This window comes from Microbulbifer maximicatervae (SeqCode), from assembly GCF_056232625.1.
Map to the genome: position 1 here is coordinate 3,155,227 of NZ_CP174324.1, position 9,774 is coordinate 3,165,000.

A 9,774-nucleotide genomic window follows, 5' to 3' on the forward strand; every position below is an offset into this window, starting at 1 on the left:
AGTTATGAGCGCCAAAATATTAATAGTCGAAGATGAAACCGAACTTGCGCACCTACTACTGGATTATCTTCATGCCGCCGACTATCAAGCCGAGATCATTTCTGATGGTAATCAGGTTGTCCCCAAAGTGGAAACTATGAAACCGGATTTGATCCTTCTCGACCTGATGCTACCTGGGCGGTATGGGATGGAGATTTGCGAAGAGATTCGCCAAAAAGGCAACGACGTTCCAATTATTATAATGACTGCGCAAATTGAGGAACCCGATCGTTTGCGCGGCCTGGAATCCGGTGCCGACGACTATGTTTGTAAACCCTACAGCCCCAGGGAACTCGTCGCACGGGTGAAAGCGGTGTTGCGCCGTCGACCACAAAAGGGCGAAGTCGGAAATGGTGGCATCGAACTAGATAGAAATACCGGGCAACTGCGAATCGGAGGTAAAGACGCCAATCTTACTGCGCTGGAGTTCCACCTATTTGACCTACTTTACAGTGAGCCCGGTCGAATTTTTTCCCGCGAACAAATCATGGACCGTATCTATTCCGACTACCGCGTAATCAGCGACCGAACTATTGATAGCCACATCAAAAAAGTGCGCAAGAAAATATCAGTGCTTATGCCTGAAAAAGAGTTAATTCACTCTGTGTACGGTGCTGGCTATAAGTTTGAGATAAATTAATTATGCCTGGGGGCACGCAGCCCCCAGATTCACACTACAAAGCTTCAGTAGCCAATTTTAACCATTCAGCAGTTTTTTCAGTAACCAGCGGGGTAATCACATCTCGCACCCTCTGGTGGTAGCGATTCAGCCATTCCCGTTCAGTCTCAGTGAGTAGTGCCACGTCAATCAAATTACGATCGATCGGAGCTAACGTAAGTTCTTCAAATTCTAGAAAATCTGGATAATTTTCGCTCTTTTTCACAAACACCAAATTTTCAATACGGATGCCGTACTGCCCAGTGAGATAAAACCCCGGTTCGTTGGAAACGATCATCCCCGGCTGAAGAGCAACACCTGTTACAGCCTTACCTATCCGCTGTGGCCCCTCGTGAACACTTAAGAAACTACCAACACCGTGACCGGTACCATGGGCATAATCCAGACCCACCTCCCAAAGCGAACAGCGTGCAAGCGCATCAATTTGCTCTCCACAAGTCCCCCTGGGGAATCGCAAAGTCGCAATTGCAATATGTCCCTTTAAAACCCGGGTAAAATTTTCTTTTGCCGAAGGCGGGAACTCACCCAGAGCGACTGTTCGGGTAATGTCAGTGGTGCCATCTGGATATTGGCCTCCAGAATCGCACAGATATACCCCTTCTGGCTTCATAGCCAAACTGGATTCAGGGCTCACCCGATAGTGAACAATGGCCCCATTCGGACCATAGCCGGAAATTGTCTCAAAACTGTTGCCCTGAAACCCTTCGCGAGCCTCTCTTTTACTTCGTAAAAGCTTTACTGCGGACAATTCGTCAAAATGGCCTGTGGCAACCTGTTCAGGTATTTCCGCCAGGAATTCACACACCGCAGCACCATCCCTTTCGTGTGCAGCCTGGCTTCCTGCCAGTTCAATCGCATTCTTACGGGCCTTGGCTTCTGTGACCGGGTCACCTTCCAGCATTAGTTCAATATCCAGTGCCCGCAATTGCTGTAAAGTCCAACTGTTGCTAATCAGGGGGTCTATCCATATTTTATTGACGTGGCGGCGCTTAATATTTTCAAATAATTCCCCTTTGGCCACGACTAGACTTACATCTTTATCCAAGTGCTCGATCAACGCATCCCCTACAGCGCCCTCCCCCAAATAAAGAGTTGCACTGCCATCCCGGTAAAGTACTGCATTGGCCAAGACCACTGGTAAGTGCGGAATATCCTCTCCACGGATATTAAAAAGCCAAGCACAGCTTTCAGGATTTGGTAGCCATAAAGCATCGGCTCGTTTTTCTGCGAGACGTCGGGCAATCCTCTGCCGTTTCTCTTTGGAATGCTCGCCAGTAAAGATGAAGGGGTGTGGGCGTGCAGGCCCACAGGGAGATGCGGGGCGGTCATTCCAGATGGCATCAATCGGGCTCTGTTCCATCGGCTGTAGTTGGATATCCCTTTCAGCCAATCGCTTCTTGATCAAGGCCAATCCCGGCTCCGTGTGCAGTCGCGGGTCATACCCCAGAGACTGACCGGCATCCAGCTGACTACATAGCCACTCAATGATCGCGACTTGACTGAGGCTCATTAACTCAATGGGTTGATCACCAAGTTGTTGCTGCGCCTGCAAGGTATAGCGACCATCAACAAACAATGCCGCTTCTCGACTGCCTACCGCAGCCATTCCTGCGGAACCAGTGAAACCTGTCAGCCAGGGCAGTCGCTCATCTGCCGCAGGCACACTTTCATTTTGGTACTCATCAGCCCGGGGTACCAAGAAAGCATCGACACCCTGCCGCTGCAACTCTTCCCGCAATGCCTGTAAACGCTCCCGGCTCATAACCTCTCCCCTTCAATAACTGAGTTTGCCACTGCACCGCTAAAAGCTCCTCGATGACTGTTGGCCACAACAGAGCACAGTGTTAATCCAAATGGATTTGAGCAAATTGTCCAGGTGTGCCAGTCCCGCTGGCAACTCAGCCCATTGACATGACCCCATTCGCCGAGCTGGTAAACTGACAAGTCTAATTTCGCAGTATACCCCACCCTCGGAGCAACGCCTGCGTGTATAATACGCCCCTATTTTTTTCGAATATCCAGTGATCGAATCTTAAAGTATGGGTCAAAGTTCTTCCCTGGCAGGCTTTGCCGGCCGCCGCACCTTCGCCATTATTTCTCACCCGGACGCCGGTAAAACAACCGTGACCGAAAAGCTTCTTTTGTTCGGGAATGCAATCCAGCAAGCGGGCTCCGTTAAGGGGAAAAAAGGTCCCCACGCACGCTCTGACTGGATGACGATGGAACAGGAACGCGGTATTTCTGTTACTTCTTCCGTTATGCAGTTCCCCTACAAAGAGAGGACTGTAAACCTACTGGATACACCGGGGCACGAAGACTTCTCTGAAGATACCTATCGGGTACTCACCGCCGTCGACTCCGCACTGATGGTGATTGACGGGGCCAAAGGTGTGGAAGACCGCACCATCAAGTTGATGAATGTGTGCCGCTTGCGAACAACGCCGATTCTCTCATTTATCAACAAACTCGACCGGGATATTCGCGACCCGATCGAGGTAATGGATGAGATTGAAGAAGTTCTGAATATCCAGGCTGCCCCTATCAATTGGCCTTTGAGTTCAGGAAAAGGTTTCAAGGGGGTCTATAACCTCTACACCGATACCATCCATGTATTCTCCCAGGGTCAGGGCCACAGAATTCCCGATGATATTCAAATTAAGGGTCTGGACTCCGCTGAGGCTGACGCACTACTTGGCGAGTACGCCGAGGATATTCGGGAAGAGATTGAATTGGTTCGTGGAGCCACTCATGAGTTTGACCAGGAAGCTTATCTTGCCGGTGAACTGACCCCGGTATTTTTCGGTACGGCCTTGGGTAACTTTGGCGTAAGGGAAATGCTCGATGGTTTCGTTGAATGGGCGCCCTCACCCCAATCCCGGGAAACCAAAGAGAGAAAAGTAGAGCCCAGCGAAGATAAATTCTCCGGCTTTGTTTTTAAAATCCAAGCGAATATGGACCCCAAACACCGCGATAGAATTGCCTTTATGCGTGTCTGCTCCGGCACCTACAATCGCGGTATGAAAATGAAGCATGTGCGCATTGGCAAGGATGTAAAAATTGCCGATGCGGTGACATTTATGGCTGGCGACCGAACCCACGTAGAAGAGGCCATTGCCGGCGATATTATTGGTTTGCACAACCACGGTACTATCCAGATCGGCGATACCTTTACCGAAGGCGAAGCACTGAAATTTACCGGCATTCCCAATTTCGCCCCGGAGCTGTTCCGTCGTATACGTTTAAAAGACCCTCTCAAATTAAAGCAATTACAAAAAGGGCTTCAGCAGCTTTCTGAAGAGGGGTCCACCCAGGTATTTTTCCCGCTGGATAACAACGACATTATCGTGGGCGCAGTTGGTGTACTACAGTTCGAAGTAGTCGCTTACCGATTAAAAGACGAATACAAAGTTGAAGCCATCTACGAAAACGTCAACGTGAACACTGCGCGCTGGGTAGATAGTGAAAGTGCCAAAGAACTAGAGAATTTCAAGCGCAAGGCCAGTACCAACCTGGCACTCGATGGCAGCGGACACCTGACCTACCTGGCACCGACGCGCGTTAATTTACAATTGGCTGAAGAGCGCTATCCGGAAGTTCGCTTTTATGCCACGCGGGAACACTAAAGCAGCAAGGCTAAGTACCTTTGCTGAAACCTTAGTGTGACAGCAGTAAAAAAGAGGCAAATAATGAGTCAGTTTGTAGAAATACCTACTGAAGTACCCAATGAAGTACCTCGGCTGGGCAATCGCATCACCAAAGCTATTGGCAAGTTGATAATCAAGGTGCTCGGCTGGCGAATGGACGGGGAAATCCCTCCAGAAAGAAAAGTCATGGTGGCTTTGGCTCCCCACACATCCAATTGGGATTTTGTGGTTGCCATGCCATTTATTATGGCATTGGGTATTAAAATTTCCTGGCTCATGAAAAAGGAAGCTTTTTTCTTCCCGTTTAAAGGACTATTTATGTGGCTTGGAGGTGTTCCTACCGATAGGCGCGCCGCAGGTAATATCGCTCTACAAGTTGCATCGAGTTACCGGGAAAATGAAAAAATGTGGGTGGGGATTACTCCCGAGGGGACCCGCAAAAAAGTAGGGCGCTGGAAGAACGGTTTTTTAAGGATTTCCTATACCGCTCAAGTTCCTATTTTGCTTGTTGCCTGGGACTTTCCCAATAAGCGTATTTGCATTGACTCCCTGTACCAGCCTATCGGTGATCTGGAACAGGATATGGCAGAGATCCAAAAGCGCTTTAGCAAGTATCAGGGGTATTACCACGATAATGAAAGTACTCTTGAAAAGGGGTAACCAGTCCACTCGTGATACAGTTAAGTAGTGAGCTTTCTACTTATACCTACCTGATACTGACAGTAATCGCCTTTACCGCAGGCTTTGTCAGTGCGATCGCCGGGGGAGGGGGAATAATTACCCTCCCCGCTTTACTCTGGGCCGGCATTCCCCCACTCGATGCTCTCGGTACCAATAAGTTTCAAAGCGTCTTTGGCACCCTATCATCCACCATTAACTTCCTGCAAAAAGGCCAGTTGAATTTACGCCCCCTCTGGCCAGGACTACTTGCTGCAATTATCGGTTCCTGCCTAGGCACCTTAACAGTCGCTTCACTTGGGGAGGCTGGTCTCAATACCTTACTTCCCATCCTGCTCATTGCTATTGCCCTCTACTTTATTCTGTCCCCTCGCATTTCCGACATTGACTCAAAACCCAGAATCAGTAACGTTACTTTTAATCTAGTTTTTGGCGGTGGGCTCGGCTTTTACGGGGGCTTCTTTGGCCCTGGGATGGGGTCTATCTGTGCAGCCGCCTTCGCAGCGCTACTCGGCTACAATATGCGTGCAGCTACGGCATCAACAAAACCTATTGTGCTCGCTACCAATGTGACCTCTATGCTAATTTTTATCGCTGGAGGCCATATTTTTCTATTGCTCGCTATCGCTATGTCTTTTGCCCAGGTTGTAGGAGCTCGTCTCGGCTCCAACCTCGTGATTGCAAGAGGTGCCAGTATTATCAAACCGGTAATCATTATTGCCACCATTGCTGTGGCAATAAAACTATTAATGGAGAATTGATATCGTGACCTGGCTGGCAACGCTTATTCTTTCTTTCATTGCCTTTGTTATTGTGGTTTGGGTTCTTATGCACCTGCGCAGACCCAGATTTCGAATGGACCGAGGCAGTTTTGTTAAGGGCCTTGAAGATGTAATCACCGGGCAAGCCAGCGATACTGAATGGCGAGCACTCCTCGCCTGCCCAATGCGACACGACCCAAAGCTTGAAGAGATGCGACAACGTTGCCTCAATATTGAAGACAGCGAATATACTGGCGAACCGCCCTACTTATTTACAGAAAAAGGCCTGCGTAAGTTACGTGAAATTCGCGAGCAACTGATCGCGGCCTCATCAAATAACGAGCCAAAAGCTTAAGACTGAAGAGTATTAACAAAGGATAGACCGATGTTGAAACCACTGCTTTCCCTTACCGGGGGACTGATCACTACCATGGCACTGGGAATAGCCCAGGCAGCCCTTCTGTCACAGGAAGATGTATCTGTGGCGGAAGTATTACGTGACCGGGCACTGGAAAGCTCCGACGCCTACAGTATTGTAGAGTCTTTGACCGTCGAGGTTGGACCACGACGGACAGGCACTGAGGGCGATGAAAGAGCCGTTGCCTGGGCACAAGACAAAATGAAGGCATTTGGCTTTGATCGCGTCTATACCGAGCAAATTGAGGTACCCCGCTGGATTCGTGGCCATGCTCACGCCGAAGTCATATCCCCTTTCCCCCAGCCACTAGTTGTCTCCTCCCTCGGCTATGGCGCCGCCACTCCTGAGGGAGGGTTAACAGCGGAAATTATCGAGTTTCCCGATGTGCAGGCCCTGTTGAAGGCCCCGGCCAGCCAAGTGAAAGGTAAAATCGCTTTTATCAATAAGCGTATGGAGAGAGCGCGCACGGGGGATGGCTACGGCCCTGCAGCGCAAGGTCGCAAGCTGGGAATGCGTGCTGCCGCTGAAAAAGGGGCTGTTGCCATGCTGTTGCGCTCCGTAGGAACCGACTCAGACCGATTTGCCCACACCGGTATGATGTCGGTTGATAATGTGGAAAACCCAGTTCCTGCACTCGCACTTTCCGCTCCTGATGCAAACCTGCTCGAGGCTATGCTCCAACGCGGCAAGCCAGTCCAGGTAAAACTTGATGTTGAAACTGAGCGACTGAGTGACGGCCCCTCTTTTAATGTCATCGGTGAAATTACTGGCCGTGAGAAACCTGAAGAAGTCATGATTATTGGTGCACACCTGGATTCCTGGGATGAAGGCACCGGGGCCTTGGACGACGGAGCTGGGGTTGCCATTGTTATGGAAACTGCACGTCTCATTGCTGAGCTACCACAGCGCCCCCGTCGTACACTGCGAGTCGTGCTATTTGGTGCAGAGGAAATTGGTCTGGTAGGTGCTAAGCAATATGTTGAGGCGCACGTAAAAGAGCTGGACAATATTATTGCCGTTTCTGAGTCAGACTTTGGAGCAGGGAAAGTCTGGCGTTTCGATACCCGCCTCCCTGAGAGCAAATTTGATATTGCAGATCAAATGATGCAACTCCTCGCCCCCCTGGGTATTGAGCGCGGAAATAATGAATCTTATGGTGGCCCAGATAGCAGTGTGTTTGTTGCGCGCGGTGTACCAGCCTTTGGTCTATACCAGGACGGTACCGACTACTTCGATTATCACCACACACCCAACGATACCCTGGATAAAGTCGACCCTGAGAATCTTCGCCAGAATGTAGCGGCCTGGGTTGTAATGTCTTTCCTGACCACAGAGATGGAAGGAGACTTGGGCCGAGTACCTACTGCCTCTGAATAAATAAAAGATACAGACGATATTTTTAAAGCCCCACCTGGTGGGGCTTTTTTTATCCCCAAATTTTTCTTCTCTCGCATACTGGCGTACCAATCAGCCGCAGTAATCCACAGATTTATCGCTCATAACACTGTTAATAACTGATGTCCGTTTTATGGCGCCTTTGTTACCAACAGAAACCATGGATAGAGCTGTGTATAACTCCGGGATATCCCCGGCCAGCCCCGTGTTTCCTTGGCTCTATTGAAGGCGGGTAAAAAAGCAGCACTTTTTGCGTGGATTTCCACAGCCAGCGGTTACTAACAGAAAGTCTGGATAGAGTTGTGTATAACTTTAATAAATGGGCTACAGGCCCCGTGGTTACAAGGGATTACTGCAGAGACTAAAAAATCACCGATATTTTTACCGGCTAAATTTAATTTTTGGCGGGAGTGGTATGGGTACTTTTCTGGTATTTGCGCGAGTTATTTTGTTGGATTATTTTTTGAGTGAGTGTAAAGGCGTTTGGAGAGAAGATCGGTAAAGACCTATTTTTATAGGCTTTTTAGGAGAGCGTCTGTTTAAGGTGCTCAGGTAGTTTTAGGTTTTTCTTTTTTTAATTACTGACTGATTTTTCAAATAGAAAGTTGAGCATTAAAGTTTTTCAGAACTATTTTAGTTTTTCTATTTAATTTCGACTAAGTAATTCCTGCTTTCCCTTTCTTAGTTTTTTTGTTTTTTGCTTTTTGTTTTTTAAAATATTTTTAGCCATAAAAAAAGGGCCACCCTGTTGGGTGGCCCTTTTCGGATTAGAAGCCTGACGATGACCTACTCTCACATGGGGAAGCCCCACACTACCATCGGCGATGTTGCGTTTCACTTCTGAGTTCGGCAAGGGATCAGGTGGTTCCACAACTCTATTGTCGTCAGGCAAACTGGCTTGGGTTGGCGTTGGTCTTATAAGCAAAGTGCTTGGCCTGCCTTGTTATCGCTGTTTGCCTCGGTCATTATTGACCGGCGATAACCCCAAATAAGTCGGTAAAACAATCTGTAGTAATACACCGCAAGCGATCGTATGTCTCTAACCCACAATCCGCTAGCTTAGCTAGTCGTTAGTAACCATCTCTGTTGTATGGTCAAGCCGCACGGGCAATTAGTACTGGTTAGCTCAACGCCTCACAACGCTTCCACACCCAGCCTATCAACGTGGTAGTCTTCCACGGCCCTTCAGGAGGCTCAAGGCCTCAGGGAGATCTTATCTTGAAGGAGGCTTCCCGCTTAGATGCTTTCAGCGGTTATCCCGTCCGAACATAGCTACCCGGCAATGCCACTGGCGTGACAACCGGAACACCAGAGGTTCGTTCACTCCGGTCCTCTCGTACTAGGAGCAACTCTTCTCAAATCTCCAACGCCCACGGCAGATAGGGACCGAACTGTCTCACGACGTTCTAAACCCAGCTCGCGTACCACTTTAAATGGCGAACAGCCATACCCTTGGGACCGGCTTCAGCCCCAGGATGTGATGAGCCGACATCGAGGTGCCAAACACCGCCGTCGATGTGAACTCTTGGGCGGTATCAGCCTGTTATCCCCGGAGTACCTTTTATCCGTTGAGCGATGGCCCTTCCATACAGAACCACCGGATCACTATGACCTACTTTCGTACCTGCTCGACATGTCTGTCTCGCAGTCAAGCGCACTTATACCATTATGCTCATTGCATGATTTCCGACCATGCTGAGTGCACCTTCGTACTCCTCCGTTACTCTTTGGGAGGAGACCGCCCCAGTCAAACTACCCACCATACACTGTCCTCGATCCGGATAACGGACCAGAGTTAGAACCTCAAACATACCAGGGTGGTATTTCAAGGACGGCTCCACAACAACTAGCGTCGCTGCTTCAAAGCCTCCCACCTATCCTACACAAATAGGCTCAAAGTTCAGTGCAAAGCTGTAGTAAAGGTTCACGGGGTCTTTCCGTCTAGCCGCGGGTACACTGCATCTTAACAGCGATTTCAATTTCACTGAGTCTCTGGTGGAGACAGCGTGGCCATCGTTACGCCATTCGTGCAGGTCGGAACTTACCCGACAAGGAATTTCGCTACCTTAGGACCGTTATAGTTACGGCCGCCGTTTACCGGGGCTTCGATCAAGAGCTTCGCCGAAGCTAACCCCATCAATTAACCTTCCGGCACCGGGC

7 protein-coding genes and 2 rRNA genes (1 of these 9 only partly in view) are annotated in these 9,774 nt (G+C 49.4%); 6 read left to right on the top strand and 3 right to left on the bottom strand.

Annotated features, from left to right (window positions below):
- The first annotated feature begins 4 nt into the window (after positions 1-4).
- Positions 5-679, top strand: coding sequence for a response regulator (locus ACJJI6_RS13740; protein ID WP_475710879.1), 675 nt, complete (start codon positions 5-7; stop codon positions 677-679).
- A 34-nt stretch (positions 680-713) separates the two neighbouring features.
- Here ACJJI6_RS13740 and ACJJI6_RS13745 read toward each other — a convergent pair whose 3' ends face one another.
- Complete coding sequence (locus tag ACJJI6_RS13745; RefSeq protein WP_475710881.1) at positions 714-2,480, bottom strand: aminopeptidase P family protein; 1,767 nt, start codon at positions 2,478-2,480, stop codon at positions 714-716.
- A gap of 277 nt (positions 2,481-2,757) precedes the next feature.
- Between ACJJI6_RS13745 and ACJJI6_RS13750 the strand changes: the two genes are divergently transcribed.
- From ACJJI6_RS13750 to ACJJI6_RS13770, 5 genes are all read left to right on the top strand, one after another.
- Positions 2,758-4,341, top strand: a complete 1,584-nt coding sequence (locus ACJJI6_RS13750; protein ID WP_413664332.1) for a peptide chain release factor 3 — start codon at positions 2,758-2,760, stop codon at positions 4,339-4,341.
- Positions 4,342-4,404: 63 nt separating this feature from the next.
- On the top strand, positions 4,405-5,022 hold the full coding sequence (locus ACJJI6_RS13755) for a 1-acyl-sn-glycerol-3-phosphate acyltransferase (protein ID WP_444906448.1): 618 nt from the start codon (positions 4,405-4,407) through the stop codon (positions 5,020-5,022).
- A gap of 11 nt (positions 5,023-5,033) precedes the next feature.
- The gene (locus tag ACJJI6_RS13760; RefSeq protein ID WP_475710883.1) at positions 5,034-5,801 is read left to right on the top strand and encodes a TSUP family transporter; all 768 of its coding nucleotides are present in this window, start codon (positions 5,034-5,036) and stop codon (positions 5,799-5,801) included.
- Positions 5,802-5,805: 4 nt separating this feature from the next.
- Positions 5,806-6,156, top strand: coding sequence for a hypothetical protein (locus ACJJI6_RS13765; protein ID WP_282934336.1), 351 nt, complete (start codon positions 5,806-5,808; stop codon positions 6,154-6,156).
- Positions 6,157-6,186: 30 nt separating this feature from the next.
- The gene (locus ACJJI6_RS13770) at positions 6,187-7,596 is read left to right on the top strand and encodes a M20/M25/M40 family metallo-hydrolase (RefSeq protein ID WP_475710885.1); all 1,410 of its coding nucleotides are present in this window, start codon (positions 6,187-6,189) and stop codon (positions 7,594-7,596) included.
- A gap of 791 nt (positions 7,597-8,387) precedes the next feature.
- On the opposite strand, the gene rrf is transcribed toward ACJJI6_RS13770, so the two are convergent.
- Together rrf and ACJJI6_RS13780 are read right to left on the bottom strand one after the other, a co-directional pair.
- Positions 8,388-8,503, bottom strand: a 5S ribosomal RNA gene (gene rrf / locus ACJJI6_RS13775).
- A gap of 201 nt (positions 8,504-8,704) precedes the next feature.
- A 23S ribosomal RNA gene (locus ACJJI6_RS13780) occupies positions 8,705-9,774 on the bottom strand; it runs 1,812 nt beyond the window's last position.

Coding starts and splice junctions, on each gene's coding strand:
- ACJJI6_RS13755 (WP_444906448.1), top strand. CDS start 4,405: ATGAGTCAGTTTGTAGAAATACCTACTGAAGTACCCAATGAAGTACCT.
- ACJJI6_RS13750 (WP_413664332.1), top strand. CDS start 2,758: ATGGGTCAAAGTTCTTCCCTGGCAGGCTTTGCCGGCCGCCGCACCTTC.
- ACJJI6_RS13740 (WP_475710879.1), top strand. CDS start 5: ATGAGCGCCAAAATATTAATAGTCGAAGATGAAACCGAACTTGCGCAC.
- ACJJI6_RS13770 (WP_475710885.1), top strand. CDS start 6,187: ATGTTGAAACCACTGCTTTCCCTTACCGGGGGACTGATCACTACCATG.
- ACJJI6_RS13745 (WP_475710881.1), bottom strand. CDS start 2,480: ATGAGCCGGGAGCGTTTACAGGCATTGCGGGAAGAGTTGCAGCGGCAG.